This is a genomic window from Rhizobium sp. 42MFCr.1, assembly GCF_000377185.1.
GTDB lineage: Bacteria > Pseudomonadota > Alphaproteobacteria > Rhizobiales > Rhizobiaceae > Rhizobium > Rhizobium altiplani.
Genome location: NZ_KB897859.1, coordinates 33,289 through 48,528 on the forward strand (window position 1 = coordinate 33,289; position 15,240 = coordinate 48,528).

Genomic DNA, 15,240 nt, shown 5'->3' on the forward strand with positions numbered 1-15,240 from the left:
CATAGTCAGTCGCGCGGCATGCGCGGGTCGCTGGCGAAATCCTCCACCGAGAATCCAATTCTGACCTTCGGGAAATCGCAAAGCGCCTGGACGCCGATTCCCGACAGCCGGATCCTCCATGTCTGACGCTCGACAGGCTCGCGGGCGGCAAGTGCCGCTGCCGTCAAGAGCGCGATATTGCGGCCACCTTGCGGATCGCGCACGGATTCGTAGAGGATTGCCTGGCAACCCGCCTCGCGAGCAGCGTCGGCCAGGGCCTGACAGGGCGCATAGTTCTGAGGATCCGTCCATATCGCCCGATCGGCATCGAGAGGCGCGCGGGTCAGGTCGATTGCCGATGCGGTCGCGATGGCCGCGGAAAAAGCCGTGTACTCGGCGGCATTGACGGGAAGCGATGTCGCGGGCGACTCCGAATAAAACAGCAGTCGGTAGAACGCCATTTCGGCAAGCGCGGTTTCCACCCGCTCGGACGCATAGAAGACGCCCAGCGTGCGCCCTGCCCGGCGGAAACGCGAACCATGCGGATAGACGGCGCCATAGCGGAACGGAGTCGCCAGCAGGTAGTCCAGCCCGATGCATTCCGGCGACAGCGCCGGTTTGCTTTCTTCGAGCAAGGCTTCGAGCAGCGCCTGCTTATCGAGCGTGTCGACGAGCTTCAGCGTCGAAATCTGGTGCTGCGCCTCGACCAGACGCCAGAACCTGCCCGAGATCGCCCGCGTCTCAGACGATAGCGCGGCGGGCGTCCAGATAGGCAAGGACATCGGTCAATCCCGAAATGCTAACGATCTTTTCGAGCGGCGTGGCGCCGAGCGCCGTGTTGGCGTTGCGCAGCCATTGCCGGGCAACGGTCTCGTCGCCGCCGACAATCGCGTCGAGCGAACGAAACAGACGGACCAGCAGGATCGCGAGCTCAAAGGACTTCGAGCCGCGCTCAAGCAGATAATCCTGCCGCTTCATGCGCGAGACAGTCGCCTCGGAAACGCCGAGCACCGCCGAAAGCGTTCTGGCGTTGAGGCCGAGACGATCAGCGGCATTGACGGCGGCCTTGGTGATCACGGCCGCCTCGGGAGCCCGGGCGCCGGAGATCGGATGTGCTACAGCCATGCCATACTCCTTTCACAGGAAAGAATATAGCATCTAAATTTCATATGAAAAGAGCGCCGCATTACGCGACGCTCCTTTTCGCCTTGATCAAGCGACGGTAACCGGAACTTCCGTCGATGTACGCATTGCATGGCTATAGGGGCACACGATGTGGGCCGCAGCGGCAAGCTTTTCGGCGGTCGGCTTGTCGAGGCCGGGAATGTTCACCGTCAGGGCGACTTCAATGCCGAAGCCCGTGCCGTCGTCACGCGGGCCGATGCCGACCGTGGCGCTGACCGTGGTGTCCTCGGGAATCTTGACCTTTTCCTTGCCGGCGACAAATTTCAGCGCACCGAGGAAGCAGGCCGAATAACCGGCTGCAAAGAGCTGTTCAGGGTTGGTGCCGGTCGCGCCATCGCCGCCGAGTTCCTTCGGAACCGTCAGCGTCACATCGAGAACGCCGTTTTCGGAAACGGCGCGGCCTGCGCGGCCACCGGTGGCCGAAGCTTTGGTCGCGTAGAGGATAGGCATGTCAGTCTCCTTTGCGTTGGGGTTGGATTTTGTTTATCGCACAATTAAATTGTACGCAAGTGAATTTTGCAAATTGCATTTCGAATTCGAAAAGAGGACAATCGAGCCCGTGGAAGGACGACAATGAAAGCGCATCTGGCCAAGACGATGGAAATTCCGGAAGAGGAAAAGCGGCTCGAGAACCAGCTCTGCTTTGCTGTCTATTCGACGGCGCATGCCTTTACCCGCGCCTACAAGCCGATCCTTGACAGGGTCGGCCTCACCTATCCCCAATATCTCGTGATGCTGGCGCTTTGGGAGAAGTCCGAGCAGCCGGTCAAGGCGATCGGCGAGCAACTCGATCTCGATTCGGGCACGCTGTCGCCATTGCTCAAGCGCCTGGAACAGAATGGCCTGATCAAGCGCACACGCGATTCCCGCGATGAACGGCAGGTTATCGTGTCGCTGACCGACAACGGCCGCGCGATGCGGAGCGAGATCGACACCATCATGGGCGCAATCGGCCAGGCCGCAGGCTGCACGCTCGAGGAAATGAAGACGATCCGAGGACTGTTGAAGGGCCTGCGCTCCAATCTGACATCGGCGGCTTGAGCACAAGACATTGAAGCCGGAGCCGAGACGACATCATGCCCACGGCAAGCCCGCGGCCTCCAGCCGTAACCACAAATCATGCCGGAACGATGAGCCGCGTGCCTGAAGCAGCCGCTCGAGATACCGACCGTTCAACAAAAGCGTGCTTTCCCTCACATAGGCCACGTCGCCCCGCGCCATCAGGTCCCTGCCCAGCGCTGCGTATGACGCCGCTCGCAGGAGTCGCGCCCAATGATAGTCCGGCAGCACGGTCAGGAAGCGATCAAGGCAGGCGATCGCTTCCTCATACTTCCCGGAGGCGAAATGGGCATCGCCCCGGAACAGGAAGATCGGATGATAGTCCGGACTGATCTGATCGGCCTGATCGAACGCCATATGCGCCTCGCCGATCAGACCGGCGACGGTCAGTCCGATGCCGAGCCACGTGTGGAATTCGGCGTCGTTGGGGTTGAGGTCGACGGCCCTTTGCAACGCCTCCAGGCCGGCCCTGGCGTTTCCAAGATAGGTTTCAGCAAGGCCGAAGGCGCTGAGCAGGTAGGGTTCGTGGTCATCCAGGCCCAGCCCCACCAGAACGATTTCACGCGCCTGCTGGAAGCCCCCTACGGGATCGTCCAGCCAGCCGTTGAAACAGGAGTGGAAATTTATCCAGGCGAGGCTCTCGCGGACCAGAACGTGATTGGGATCGATGGCCAGGATCCGCTCGCAGAGACGTCGGGCACGGATCATCCCCTTCAACGTCGGCCGCTCGACATGATTGAACACCTGCAGATACAGCTTGTCCGTACCGACTTCGCCCTCCGGCTCGGTGGCCGAACTGGCTGCCGCGTGCTTCATCACGATATGATAGAGATTGCCGCTGATCTTGCGGACAAGCCGGTCCTGCCCGAGGTCGGAATTCGTGCTTTCGTCGAGATATTTGCGGCTCCATATCTGTGTGCCGCTTTGCACGAACACGAGTTGCACCATCGCCCAGCCGGCCTCCCCGTCGCCCTGAACCGCAGTTTCCAGGACATAGTCGGCGCCGACCCGTCTGCCGATTTCCTCGACAGTCTCGTGCCTCGCATTGACGGCAAACATCGTTGCGGCGGCGACCACCGAGAGCGGCGAGAACAGGCCGAGTTCCCCGATCAGTTTGCGCGTCAGGGATTCGGCGACGAGACTGTCGTCTCCATCATGTGAAAGGCTCCTGATTGGCAGGATCGCGATCCTGGGCTTGCCATTGGTCAAGTCCACGGACGGCTCCTGCTGTTCGCGAATTCGATCGATGAGCTGCTGCGTTTCGAGATCAGGCGCGACACCGAGATTGGCCTCCAGCAATACCTTCAGGCCTTCGTAATGCCTGATGGCACGGGCGCGCTCGCCTCGGGCCTTGTGATGGCGCAGGATCGTTCGATGAGATGGCTCGTGGTAGGGATCCTGCCGCAAAAGGCATTGCGCAGCGAGAACCGCCTGCTCCGTGCTGCCCGCCCTCTCCAAACCTTCGGTTAGATCCGCAAGGCAGTCGGCCAGCAAATTGTGGTGTCGGCCGCGTTCAATCCGAAGCCATGTTTCCAATGTCTCGTCGTTGAAGCTCAATCCCTCGAGAAACTCGCCCTCAAAAGCATCCAGTGACGGCGGCAGAGATCCCGCCTTTGCGCTTTCCGCAAGAGTCTGAATGTCGGTGACAATGGCATCAGTTCTCATCCAGCCGGCGCCGCTGTCGAAGACGAGAGGTGACACGCCGTGGCCGTTGACCGCATGGCGGATTGCAAAGAACGCCTGGCGGAGACTGTTGCGTGCATGCTCCTCGGTGCGCTCGGACCACAGCATGCCCGCCAGTTTCGATCGTGAAACAGGCTTGCCGTTCGACAACGCCAGCATCGCAATCAGCGCCTGATGCTTGCGCGAAGCGATCACAATGCTCTCGCCCGCGGGGGAGAGCAGCTGGAATCGACCGAACAGGCGCAGCATGAACCGCATCGCTACTATCTCAACTTCTAATTTAGCATGAGCAAATAACGGCGGTATAACAGCAGGAAAGCGACCGCTTGTCATAGTCAATTTTGGGCTATGGGCGAACGAGGGATGCGGAAATGCTCAAGATGCTGATTGGTATGGCCGCGGCTGTGGTTTTGATACTGCCCGCGTCTCCATCCTTGGCCTGCGCGGATATCGCGCTGGTTGTGGCCGTCGACGGATCCGGTAGCATCACCGACGAAGAATATGCCTTTCAGAAGTCCGCGATCGCCACCGCCTTCCGAGACAACGACGTCCTGGCCATCTTGAGAAGTGCTGGCAACGTTGCGGTATCCGCAGTCTTCTGGGGAGATGGTGAATTCTCCACCCAAAAACTGGATTGGTTCGTCATACACAACGGGAACGGTGCCGAGGCCTTCGCGGCCGCGATCGACGCCAACCAGCGCCGGGTGTTCGGCAACACCGACATCGGCAACGGCATGTGGTCCGCCCTCGATATGCTCGCCGATCCCCGCTTCTGCGCCGTCAAGACCATCATCAATGTCTCCGGCGACGGCAAGGAGACGGTTGCGCCAAAACGACGACAGACGCCGTCGCTCTATCAGGCGCGACAGCGCGCCATGAAGATGGGGACGACCGTCAACGGATTGGTCATTTCCGACGAGGAACCCGATCTTCCCGACTACTACGAGACGCGCGTCATCCTCGGCGAGGATGCCTTCGTGATGGAAATCAGGAGCTTTGCTGATTATGCGACGGCGATCCGCAAGAAGCTTATCAGGGAATTGTCACCGCCTACAGAAGTTCAGGTCGCCGAGCACCGGCAGTGAATGCGACCAGCCAATCAGCTGGCCGCACCCTCTTGGATCATTGCAGAACCACCACCGGAGCCTTGTTCGGCACGCGGTCATAGAGATCGATGATGTCCTGGTTCAGGAGGCGGACGCAGCCGGATGAAACGGCCTTGCCGATGGAGCGCCATTCCGGATTGCCATGCAGGCGGTAGAGCGTGTCTTCGCCATTCGAGAAGATATAGAGCGCCCGCGCGCCAAGCGGGTTCTTCAAGCCCGGCTCCATGCCACCGTTCTCGATCGAATACTTGGCGAGTTCGGGCTGACGCGCGACCATCTCATTCGGCGGCTTCCAACGCGGCCATCTTTGACGCCACTGGATGACGCCGGAACCCTGCCAGGCGAACCCTTCGCGGCCGATGCCGACGCCATAGCGCATGGCGGTGCCGCCCGGCTGAACAAGGTAGAGGAAGCGCGAGGGTGTATCGACGACGATCGTGCCGGGCGCCTGACCGGTCGGATCAACCACCTGCTGACGGTAGAAGCGCGGATCGATCTGCTGGTAGGGCACGGCCGGAATGAGAAAGCCGCCGTCCTCGATCGGGCCATACATGACCGCCAGCTCGGCGTCACCTGGCGTCTGCGGCGCCTGGAACATGTTGACCGGACTGCGCATGACGACCGGCTGAGCCGTGGCATAGGGCGGCGGTCCAGCCGTGGATGCACACCCCGTCAGCGCCGAAGCTGCGGTCACTGCCGAAAAGGAAAGGAAGCTGCGGCGGGAAAGGGGTTTTTCGAAGCTCATACGCGGGTCTGGTTTCCTGTTGCGCGGGAAGGACGGACGCCCTTCGCGGAAGGTGGCTCAACGCCGGTGACAACACAAGAAATCTATCGCCATACGTTAAATAAACCACCACCTCACGAAGTCGTGTCCGTCTGCCGCGAGACGATATCACCAGAGCTGTTGCGCGACTACATCACGACGATTTCGGCCTTTGCCGGAACGCGGTCATAAAGGTCGACCACATCCTGGTTCAGCATGCGCACGCATCCCGACGACGTGGCCTTTCCGACCGACTGCCAATCCGGCGTGCCGTGGATGCGGTAGAGTGTATCCTGCCCGTCCTTGAAGATGTAAAGCGCGCGCGCGCCGAGCGGGTTGCCGAGGCCCGGATTCATTCCGCCGTTCTCCGCAGAGAAGGCCCGGACATCCGGCTGGCGAGAGACCATTTCGGCAGGCGGCGTCCAGCGCGGCCACTTCTGCTTCCACTGGATGACGCCGCGGCCGGACCATGCGTAGCCGTCACGGCCGAGGCCGACGCCGTAGCGCATCGCCTTGCCGCCCGGCTCGACGAAATAAAGGTGCTTGGTTTTCGTGTCGACGATGATCGTGCCGGGCTTCTCGTTGGTCGGATAGTCGACCTCCTGCCGCAGATATTGCGGATCGATGCGGCTGACCGGTATGGCCGGCAGCGTAAAGTCGGTATCGCGCACCTGGCCATACATCGCGCCATTCACCGGATTGGTGACCGGCAGGCCGTAGGTCCGGCTGAAATTCGCGCCTGGGATACCATAGGTCTGGTTATAGATTGTCGGCGGCACACCCGGCCTCTGCGGGACCGGCGTTTCCAGCGGCTTCACGCGCATCGGATCCACACCGTTATAAAAAACAGGCGACGTTTCCTGCACAAAGCGGGCGGGATCGGTGGCACCGGTATCCGGGACAAGGATGTTGCAGCCGCTCAGGCAAAGAGCAGCGGCCGCAAGCCCGGCAAATGGCGACACCCGGCTGAGAACAGTCATAAAACACCCTCATCGACAACAGCGAGACGTATGGCTGCGGCGAGGATGACACCTGCGGCTGGCGCGAGGCTGGTCACCCGGTCAGCCTCGCATGGATGTCAGACCGCGATCAGGCCGCGACGCCGTGGAAGAACCGTATGCTCTGCTCGATTTCCGCCGGCAGCGCCGACGTATGGTTGCCGGTCACCGTATCAGTTTCGATGCGGACACCGCCGGAGCGAGCGCGACTGGCAAGCAGACCGGCGCGGTCGTTGAAATGTGCCTCTTCGGTACCGTGAACAACGCGGACGGGGCACTTGAAGCTCTTGGCATAGCAGAGCGCGCTGCGGACCTCGAATTCGTGGGCGTTGCTGTCGTCGAAGCGAATGTCCTGCGGGTAGCGATTGAAGAAACGGAAAGCATCCGGATTGCCGGAGATCGGCGCCGCCGCACGAAACTTGTGGCTGCTCATCGCCGCAAGCATGGTCAGCGTGCCGCCGACACTGTGGCCGGCAATGAACAGGCGATCGGCATCGACGCCCGGAAGGTGTTGCAGCCGGTCGGCCGCCGAGAGCACGTCGTCGACCTCGTCGTAGAAGCCCGAGAAATTGCCCATCTGGCCGTTCTCGCCGCGCAGCGACGGCATCATCACCACGAATCCGGCATCGACATAGGCCTTGAGCAGGACCCAATGCCCAAGCCCCATCGCGTTGCCGCCATGCAGGAACAGCACGCCCGGCTTCGGCTTGCTGCCGCGCTTGTATCTGGAAACCCAGGCGACCAACTCCAATTCGCCGCCGTAACCCGAACGATAGAAGATCTTCTCGCCTTCCGGCGGAGCGTCGAGCGGTTCGTACTTGTCGGGAGCCGGCCCCTTCTGCAAGAGCTTGGTATGGAAGCGCTTGCGGACCTTTGCATAATCGTGATCGATCAGCCTCGGCACCTCCGGAACGTCGAATGCGCTTGCGATGCGCGGGAGCAGGAGGGCTCCAGCCAGGCCTGCAAGAACCGTGCGGCGCTGGCGGAGAAAAGAATTACCTTCGTCTGACGTCATTTCACACTTCCATGGTTCCCGGCGATTCGAAAATTGCACCGGAAGCGTGCGACCGCCAACACACGTTGTGTTGAAACGGTGGCCCTGCGGCGTTTTGCGTCAGAAAACCTACTGCTCGCCCTTGGCATCGATCATGGCGACCAGCGTCTGAAGGCGGTCCGCCTCGTAGGACGGCTTATCGGGCCGCAGGCGGGAGATCCGCGGAAAGCGCATCGCAACACCTGACTTGTGGCGGGTGGAGCGATTGATGCCTTCGAAGGCAACTTCCACGACGAAGCCGAAATCCTTGTCCGCCCTGACGGCCCGCACCGGACCGAAGCGCTCCGTCGTGTTGTTGCGCACGAACTTATCCAGCAATTCCAACTCGGCATCGGTGAAGCCGAAATAGGCCTTGCCGACAGGCACCAGCTGTTCTCCCTCCGGCGTCTCGGTCCAGACGCCGAAGGTGAAATCCGAGTAATAGCTGGAGCGCTTGCCATGGCCGCGCTGCGCATACATCAGCACGGCGTCGACGTTATAGGGATTGCGCTTCCACTTGAACCACGGACCCTTCAGCCGCCCGGCCTGATAGACACTGTCGCGGCGTTTGATCATCACCCCTTCGATGACAGGATCCGGCGGTGACGACCGCAGTTGATCCAGTTCATCCCACGACGAGAACTCGACCAGGGGCGAAAGATCGAAACGGTCGTGCGGCGCATGATCGATGACCTCCGCAAGACGCGCGCGGCGATCGACATAGGAGCGCCCGCGCACGTCCTCCTCCCGATCGAACAGGAGGTCATAGGCACGGATGAAGGCCGGATACTCGTCAAGCATCTTCATCGTCACCGTCTTGCGGTTCAGGCGTTGCTGCAGATCGGAGAAGGTACGCGTCGGGCTGTTCGAACGGGTGGTTCCGCCAACGAGGAGTTCACCGTCCATCACCCCGTCGAAGTTGATCGAATCGACGATATCGGGAAACGCGCCCGAGATATCGTCGCCGGAACGCGAATAGATCTTGCGCGTGTCGCCGGAGCGCGACAGCTGTACGCGAATGCCGTCCCATTTCCACTCGGCGGCGTATTCGGCCGGCTCGAGCTGATCGAGATCGCCCTCCTCGACCGGATTGGCGAGCATGACGGAATGGAAGATTGCAGGCGTTGCCAGCACCGGCTTGTCGCCCTGCCCTTCCAGCCAGCGAAACAGCGGTTCGTAGGGCGGCTGCAGACCATGCCAGAGCGTCTCGATTTCGGTCACATCGCGGCCGCCCATATCGGCGAGCGCCTGTTTCGCCAGACGAGACGAGACCCCGATGCGGAGCGCCCCGGTCGCAAGCTTGATGAAGGCGAAGCGACCTGATGTGTCCAGCCGATCGAGCAGGTCGCGCACGAAGCTGCGAACCTCGGTGCGCCCAAGCGCGTTCATCTGCCTGACGACATCGCCAAGCCGCGGCTGGGCAAGTGCTGACCGTTCGATGTCCTTCTCGGCGTCCCAGACAAGGGAGATCGTCTCGGCGAGATCGCCGACATAATCATAGGAATAGCGGAAGAGCACTTCATCCATCCGCTCCAGCACCAGCTCGCGCAGCATGGCCGGCTTGACGTTGCGCACTTCAAGCGTGCCGGCGATGGCGGCAAGCCCGTAGCCGCGATCCGGATCCGGGGTGTCGCGGAAGTAGTCGGAGAGCAGTTTCAGCTTGCCGTTGCGGCTGGGGGTGAGCACGAGGCGGTCGAGAAGGTCGGCGAATGCTTTCATCAGTCGGCCTCGTCTTCATAACCGACCAGGTGCAGCGGCCGGGCCTTGATGCCCTGCAACTGGCACCAGCGAACCAGCGCCTCCTCGCGACCATGCGTCACCCACACTTCCTCGGGGCGCAGATCACTGATCGTCTCCGTCAGTTCCGGCCAATCGCAATGGTCGGAGATGACTAGCGGCAGCTCGACGCCCTGCTGCTTGGCGCGCTGACGCACCATCATCCAGCCCGATGCAAATGCCGGCAAAGGCTCGTTGAAGCGTCGTGCCCAGCGATCGGCAAAGGCGGAGGACGGGCCGACGACAATGGCTCCCTTGAAGGCTGACTTGTCGCGACTTTCGATGGTCGCCGGGCAAAGCTCACCGAGCTCAATGCCCTGTTCCATGTAGTAGTCGCACAGCCTCTCCATCGCGCCGTGGATATAGATCGGCTGATCGTAGCCGGTATCGTGCAGCAGGCGGATGACGCGCTGCGCTTTGCCGAGCGCATAGGCGCCGATCAGGTGCGTACGCTCCGGAAATTGCCGCAGCGAGGCATAAAGCTTGCCCATCTCATCGACCGGATCGGGGTGATGAAAGACCGGCAGTCCGAAGGTGGCCTCGGTGATGAAGACGTCGCAAGGCACCGGCACGTAGGCCGCGCATGTCGGGTCCGCCCGCCGCTTGTAGTCGCCCGAAACGACGATGCGGGTACCGTTCTTCTCGATGGCGATCTGCGCCGAGCCGAGCACGTGGCCAGCCGGATGAAAGCTGACCTTTACGCCGTTGATCAGGATCTCCTCGCCGAAAGCGGCAGCCTGTTCGCTTGCGCAGAATCCATCGCCATAGCGGATCTGCATGATGTCGAGCGTCTGGCGTGTCGCAAGCACGTTTGCATGGCCGGGCCGCGCGTGATCGGAATGACCGTGGGTGATTAGGGCTCGCTCGACCGGCCGCACGGGATCCACATAGAATCGTCCCTCGGGACAATAGAGCCCCTCGGGGGCGGGATAGAGCAATGCATCTGGTCTCATGCCTGCAAAGATAGCGGGAAAGGACGGAAGGGCCAGTGGGCGACGGGAAGATGCCTATCTGTACCAAAATGAAACAGGCGCGCCGGCACGTTTCCTGCAAGGCGGTCGAAATGAAGGAAAGTCCGTTAACCTCCCGTCGTGACCTGCTCCGTCTTGCGGGAGCATCCGCCTTTGCGCTGATGGCATCGCGCAGCTTCGCGACTACGCGCGATGGTGGCCTGCGCGGCGCGATTGACGCGGCAGATTACCAGCCAACGCCAGGCGCGCCGGACCGCAAGCGCGTCAGCCTGCAGAAGATGATCGACCAAGCGGCGGCGGAGAACGCACCGGTTTTCCTGCCACCAGGCACCTACAAGGCTTCCAATCTCGTGCTGCGGGAGAATACGCGCATCACCGGCGTTCCCGGCGTATCGCGCATCGTCTACACCGGCGGTGGTAACCTCTTCAGCGCTGAGAAGGTCAAGCACATCGAACTCTCGAACATCATCATCGACGGGCAGAATCGCTCGCTCGGTGATGATACTGGCGGGCTGCTGCAATTCACCGGCGTCGCCAAGGTAATCATCGACAATTGCGAGATCGCCAACAGCCGCAAACATGCCGTTCGACTGGAGCGATGCGGCGGCCGGATCACGGGCAGCCGCATATCGGGCTCCGGCCAATCCGGCATCTACGCCGTCGAATCCGACGCGCTTTCGATCACCGGCAACGAGGTCTTCGACTGCGGCAATGGCGGTATTCTCGTGCATCGCTGGACGAAGGCGGCTGATAACAGCGTCGTCAACGGCAACCGCATCTACCGGATCAAGGCCAATGACGGCGGCACCGGCCAAAACGGCAACGGCATCAATATCTTCCGCGCTGACAACGTCATGGTCGCAAACAATCACGTGTCGGACTGCGCATTTACCGCCATCCGCGCCAATTCGGCCTCGGATATCCAGATCACCGGCAACCAATGCCAGCGCTCGGGCGAGACGGCTGTTTATGTCGAGTTTGAGTTTGTGGGCGCTGTCGTGTCCAACAACATGGTGGACGGTGCGGCGAACGGCATCTCGATCGCCAATTTCGACCAGGGCGGCAGGCTGGCGAGCGTTACCGGCAACGTCGTGCGTAACCTGACGCTCAAGGGTCCCTACGAGCACGAGGTCGGCTTCGGCATCGGCATTGCCGCCGAGGCGGACACACTGGTCTCCGGCAACATCATCGAAGGTGCGCCACGCTGGGGCATGCAGCTCGGCTGGGGACCCTATCTGCGCAACCTCGTCGTGACCGGAAATATCATCCGCAAGGCCCCGATCGGCTGTGCGGTCTCGGTGGCGGAAGGTGCAGGTGCGGCCATCATCACCGACAACGTGTTTCAGGAAACGCCCGGTGGTGCCATCCTCGGTTTCGAATGGGACAGGAAGGTGTCGGGCGAACTGGCGACTACAGGCTCCTCGCGCTTTGCGCAGCTGACGGTCGAGCGCAACCGCATCTCCTGAAAAGCATCAAAAGCTTTCATCGATTCATAAGGCTTGGCGGCTTCCGCTGCGACGCTTCGGCTCCTACCCTGCGCCCAGCCGAACAAGGGGTACATCGAGATGCTGACAATTTACGGAGTTTATCGCTCGCGCGCCTCGCGCGTTTACTGGATGGCTGAGGAACTGGGTCTCGAATTCGAGTCCCTGCGGGTCATTCAGGCAAGGCGACTTGCCAATCCGCTTGCCGCCGATGCGCCTATCAATACGTTGTCGCCTGATTTCCTGGCGGTCAATCCGATGGCGCTGATCCCCAGCATCAAGGACGACGACCTCGTGATGCACGAGTCGCTTGCCATTACCCTTTACCTCGCCCGCAAGCATGGCGGACCGCTGGCCGGCCAAACCGTCGCGGAAGACGGTTTGATGGCGATGTGGACCATTTGGGCGGCCACCGAGGTTGATCCGCATACGGTGAAGATCGTCTATGTCTACGACGACGAGAAGCAAAACAGCGACGAGGGCAAGGCAACGATCAGCGTCGCCGTCCGATCGCTGAAGAAGGCGTTCGCGACGCTCGACAAGCATCTGGCGACCAACGAATACGTTGTCGGCAACCGCTTCACCGCAGCTGATCTCAATATCGCGGAAGTTCTTCGCTACGCGCAGACGGAACAGGCGCTGTTCGACGCCCATCCCAATGTCAGCGCCTGGATCAAGCGCTGCCAGTCACGGCCGGCCTATATCGCAATGCAGGCGACGCGGTCGCAGGAACCGGTTTGATCAGGGAAAGAGCTTGAGGGTGCTGGCCATTTCCTCGCGGATCCAGGCCTTGAAATCCTTCACCTTCTTGGGTTCGCGCGCGCCTTCGGCCGTTACGAAATAGTGGCCGAAGCCGGTTTTCGCGCGAATGCCGAAAGGCGCAACCAGCTGCCCCTGCTGCAGGGCAAAGTCCGCGAGCGTCTGCCAGGCGAGCATGACGCCCTGCCCTGCGATAGCCGCATCGAGGCAGAGCGAGGCATCGTTGAAGACGTGGCGCGTCTCGAGCGTCGCGCCCGACAATCCGGCCTCGCGCATCCACACTTCCCAAGTGAACATGGCGCGACCGTCGATGACCGCCGGCAGCGACAGTATATCGGCGTGCTCGTGCAGTCGCGCCGCCATAGCGGGCGAGCAGACCGGGAAGACCTGCTGCAGCAGCAGCAGTTCGGCCTTCACGTCCGGCCACTGACCGTTGCCGACGCGGATGCCGACATCGACATCGCAGAGCGCCGGATTGACGAGCCGGGTGGTGGCATCCATCCGCAGGCTGATCTCAGGATGCCGTTCGGCAAAGCGATCGAGCCGATAGACAAGCCAGCGCGCGGCAAAGACCGGCGCCACAGAGATCGTCAGAATGCTGTCGTCCCGCCGCTGCGTCGTCGCGACGGCCTGCGACAGCGCATTGAAGCCCTCGGTCAGGCCGGCTAGCAGGCGCGTGCCCGCCTCAGTCGCGACCATGCCTTTTGGCGTGCGCTCGAAGATCACGTGGTCGAGCTGCGCTTCGGCCTTGATGACCTGTTGGCTGACAGCGCCGATGGAGACGCCCAGTTCCTCTGCGGCGGCCTGTAGGGAGCCAAGCCGGCCGACAGCCTCGAGCGCGCGCAATCCGTTCAAGTGAACCGAGCTCAGGATTCTCATATAGTTTTTCTATACCGAGAGATTCGTAATCTCAATTGAAACCTGGCTGGCCGCCCGCGATAATCCGCCTGTGTTGAGCAGATGCTCCGTTCGCCATTCTGGAAGGAAGCGAGGCGCGCCATGCAAATACTAAAGTTTTTCTTGAGCGTGGAAACAATCGAACCGCCCTACAGCGCGGACAGCAAGCGGGATCCGCTCTACCATCCCGATCTGGCCCGCATGTCACCGACGGCGTTGGCAGACCTGCCGCTCGGCCCGCAACCACGCGCGCCCGAGCAGGAACCGCTACAGCTCGCAAAGTGCGCATAGCCCGGTAAAATCTGCTAGTCTTGGCCCGCTTCAGTTTCGAGCGGGCTCACATGACCAGTGTCGATACGATCTTTGCGCGCCTCATGCGTCTTTCGGCGGAAGCCAATCTGCCTGACGTCGAGGAGAGCACGTCCTACGGTAACCCGGCGCTGAAAGTCGGCGGCAAATCATTCGCGACGGTCAAGAACAACGAGACCATCGTGCTCTGCATCTCGATCGACGACAAGGAACGGCTGATCGAGATGGCGCCCGAGATCTACTATCAGACACCCCACTATATCGGCTGGCCGTATATGCCCCTGCACGCCGCGATGATCAGCGACGCCGAACTGAAGGAACGGCTGATCGGTGCGTGGCGGTTCCGCGCGCCAAGGCGGCTTGCCGCGAATTTTCATGGCTGATGTGCCCGGCGGCCGGGCGACGTCTGTTTAGGCCTGTTCGCGTTCCAATGCCCGCAGCACGGCCGCGCGCTCCATCATCTGCGCATAGTGCGCCGTCGCTTTCCGGAAGCGGGCCGGATCGACGCCATCGGACCGCAGCCAGCCGGTCATGACAAAGAGGTAGGGATCGGCGACCGAATAGTACTCGCCCATGACCCAGGGGCCCTCCAGCATCTTCGCCTCGATGATCTCGAAGCATTCGGCCATGGTTTGCGGCACCTTCGCCTTCATCGCTTCATGGGCTGTCGGATCATCGGCCCACCGACTGCCCCGGCGGCCGTGCGCGTGGTTCACATGCACGGTCGAGCAAAGATAATTGTTGAAGGCCTGCATGCGAGCGAACTCGAAAGGATCAAGCGGGGCCAATTGCGCGGCGGAGGCGACCTGAGCGATATAGGCGAGGATTGCCGGCGTTTCGGTAACGATGCCGCGATCCGTCACCAGAGCGGGAACCCTGCCCTTGGGATTGATCGCCAGGTACTCGGGAGAACGCTGCTCCGCTTCGGCGAAGTTCAGCTTCTTCGTTTTGAACTGCAGGCCGGACTCCTCCAACGCAATGAGGCTTGCGAGCGCGCAGGTATGCGGCGCGTAGTACAGTGTCAGCATGATCGACTCCAATGAAAGAACACAAGGGGCAAAACGCCTTCAACTGGCAGCTTTTCCTTGGGTTCGGTTTCGTGTTGATCGACGTTTTCGCCGATCGGCTAAATCTCGTGCTTCCGCTGGACAGGTGGTTCCTCGCCCTTCGGTTCTCGAACCAATCTCCAATGCGTGACCTGATGCGTTGGCTTCGGTCACAGAGTGATGTTCGGCTCC

17 protein-coding genes and 1 pseudogene are annotated in these 15,240 nt (G+C 61.4%); 7 read left to right on the forward strand and 11 right to left on the reverse strand.

The window, feature by feature from the left end:
* Positions 1 to 5: 5 nt before the first annotated feature.
* The 3 genes from C934_RS0126730 to C934_RS0126740 form a co-directional block, all read right to left on the reverse strand.
* Complete coding sequence (locus C934_RS0126730; protein WP_018859619.1) at positions 6 to 761, reverse strand: RES family NAD+ phosphorylase; 756 nt, start codon at positions 759 to 761, stop codon at positions 6 to 8.
* On the reverse strand, positions 721 to 1,104 hold the full coding sequence (locus C934_RS0126735) for an MbcA/ParS/Xre antitoxin family protein (RefSeq protein WP_018859620.1): 384 nt from the start codon (positions 1,102 to 1,104) through the stop codon (positions 721 to 723). Before C934_RS0126735 ends, C934_RS0126730 begins: the two co-directional genes overlap by 41 nt.
* Positions 1,105 to 1,191: 87 nt before the next feature.
* The gene (locus tag C934_RS0126740; protein WP_018859621.1) at positions 1,192 to 1,614 is read right to left on the reverse strand and encodes an organic hydroperoxide resistance protein; all 423 of its coding nucleotides are present in this window, start codon (positions 1,612 to 1,614) and stop codon (positions 1,192 to 1,194) included.
* A 123-nt stretch (positions 1,615 to 1,737) separates the two neighbouring features.
* On the opposite strand from C934_RS0126740, the gene C934_RS0126745 reads away from it, so the two are divergent.
* Positions 1,738 to 2,205 carry a MarR family winged helix-turn-helix transcriptional regulator gene (locus C934_RS0126745; RefSeq protein ID WP_018859622.1) on the forward strand — a complete coding sequence of 156 codons (468 nt, stop codon included), beginning with the start codon at positions 1,738 to 1,740 and terminating at the stop codon, positions 2,203 to 2,205.
* A 33-nt stretch (positions 2,206 to 2,238) separates the two neighbouring features.
* Here C934_RS0126745 and C934_RS0126750 read toward each other — a convergent pair whose 3' ends face one another.
* Entirely contained in the window at positions 2,239 to 4,164 is a 1,926-nt protein-coding gene (locus tag C934_RS0126750) for a BTAD domain-containing putative transcriptional regulator (RefSeq protein WP_018859623.1), read from the reverse strand.
* A gap of 113 nt (positions 4,165 to 4,277) precedes the next feature.
* Here C934_RS0126750 and C934_RS32660 point away from each other — a divergent pair, with 113 nt between their 5' ends.
* Complete coding sequence (locus C934_RS32660) at positions 4,278 to 4,991, forward strand: DUF1194 domain-containing protein (protein ID WP_018859624.1); 714 nt, start codon at positions 4,278 to 4,280, stop codon at positions 4,989 to 4,991.
* A gap of 37 nt (positions 4,992 to 5,028) precedes the next feature.
* Here C934_RS32660 and C934_RS0126760 read toward each other — a convergent pair whose 3' ends face one another.
* From C934_RS0126760 to C934_RS0126780, 5 genes are all read right to left on the reverse strand, one after another.
* The gene (locus tag C934_RS0126760) at positions 5,029 to 5,757 is read right to left on the reverse strand and encodes a L,D-transpeptidase family protein (protein WP_018859625.1); all 729 of its coding nucleotides are present in this window, start codon (positions 5,755 to 5,757) and stop codon (positions 5,029 to 5,031) included.
* A gap of 167 nt (positions 5,758 to 5,924) precedes the next feature.
* A complete protein-coding gene (locus C934_RS0126765; RefSeq protein WP_018859626.1) occupies positions 5,925 to 6,755 on the reverse strand; it encodes a L,D-transpeptidase in 831 nt (276 codons plus the stop codon).
* A gap of 109 nt (positions 6,756 to 6,864) precedes the next feature.
* Positions 6,865 to 7,788 (reverse strand): alpha/beta hydrolase family protein, encoded by a 924-nt coding sequence (locus tag C934_RS0126770; protein ID WP_018859627.1) that lies wholly within the window; start codon positions 7,786 to 7,788, stop codon positions 6,865 to 6,867.
* Between the two features lie 108 nt (positions 7,789 to 7,896).
* On the reverse strand, positions 7,897 to 9,525 hold the full coding sequence (locus C934_RS0126775; protein WP_018859628.1) for a cisplatin damage response ATP-dependent DNA ligase: 1,629 nt from the start codon (positions 9,523 to 9,525) through the stop codon (positions 7,897 to 7,899).
* A complete protein-coding gene (locus C934_RS0126780; RefSeq protein WP_026372111.1) occupies positions 9,525 to 10,535 on the reverse strand; it encodes a ligase-associated DNA damage response exonuclease in 1,011 nt (336 codons plus the stop codon). Before C934_RS0126780 ends, C934_RS0126775 begins: the two co-directional genes overlap by 1 nt.
* 110 nt (positions 10,536 to 10,645) lie before the next feature.
* Between C934_RS0126780 and C934_RS0126785 the strand changes: the two genes are divergently transcribed.
* Together C934_RS0126785 and C934_RS0126790 are read left to right on the forward strand one after the other, a co-directional pair.
* A complete protein-coding gene (locus tag C934_RS0126785; protein ID WP_156828804.1) occupies positions 10,646 to 12,019 on the forward strand; it encodes a TIGR03808 family TAT-translocated repetitive protein in 1,374 nt (457 codons plus the stop codon).
* Between the two features lie 99 nt (positions 12,020 to 12,118).
* Positions 12,119 to 12,778, forward strand: a complete 660-nt coding sequence (locus tag C934_RS0126790; RefSeq protein ID WP_026372112.1) for a glutathione S-transferase family protein — start codon at positions 12,119 to 12,121, stop codon at positions 12,776 to 12,778.
* Here the strand turns inward: C934_RS0126790 and C934_RS0126795 are convergent, their stop codons facing one another.
* Positions 12,779 to 13,675 carry a LysR substrate-binding domain-containing protein gene (locus C934_RS0126795; protein WP_018859632.1) on the reverse strand — a complete coding sequence of 299 codons (897 nt, stop codon included), beginning with the start codon at positions 13,673 to 13,675 and terminating at the stop codon, positions 12,779 to 12,781.
* 141 nt (positions 13,676 to 13,816) lie between these two features.
* Here C934_RS0126795 and C934_RS0126800 point away from each other — a divergent pair, with 141 nt between their 5' ends.
* On the forward strand, positions 13,817 to 13,984 hold the full coding sequence (locus tag C934_RS0126800) for a hypothetical protein (RefSeq protein WP_409564059.1): 168 nt from the start codon (positions 13,817 to 13,819) through the stop codon (positions 13,982 to 13,984).
* 50 nt (positions 13,985 to 14,034) lie between these two features.
* On the forward strand, positions 14,035 to 14,385 hold the full coding sequence (locus tag C934_RS0126805) for an MmcQ/YjbR family DNA-binding protein (protein WP_018859634.1): 351 nt from the start codon (positions 14,035 to 14,037) through the stop codon (positions 14,383 to 14,385).
* 27 nt (positions 14,386 to 14,412) lie between these two features.
* Here the strand turns inward: C934_RS0126805 and C934_RS0126810 are convergent, their stop codons facing one another.
* Positions 14,413 to 15,030 carry a glutathione S-transferase family protein gene (locus C934_RS0126810; RefSeq protein ID WP_018859635.1) on the reverse strand — a complete coding sequence of 206 codons (618 nt, stop codon included), beginning with the start codon at positions 15,028 to 15,030 and terminating at the stop codon, positions 14,413 to 14,415.
* 11 nt (positions 15,031 to 15,041) lie between these two features.
* Between C934_RS0126810 and C934_RS35435 the strand changes: the two are divergent.
* A pseudogene (locus tag C934_RS35435) lies at positions 15,042 to 15,240 on the forward strand (hypothetical protein); the annotation flags it as partial.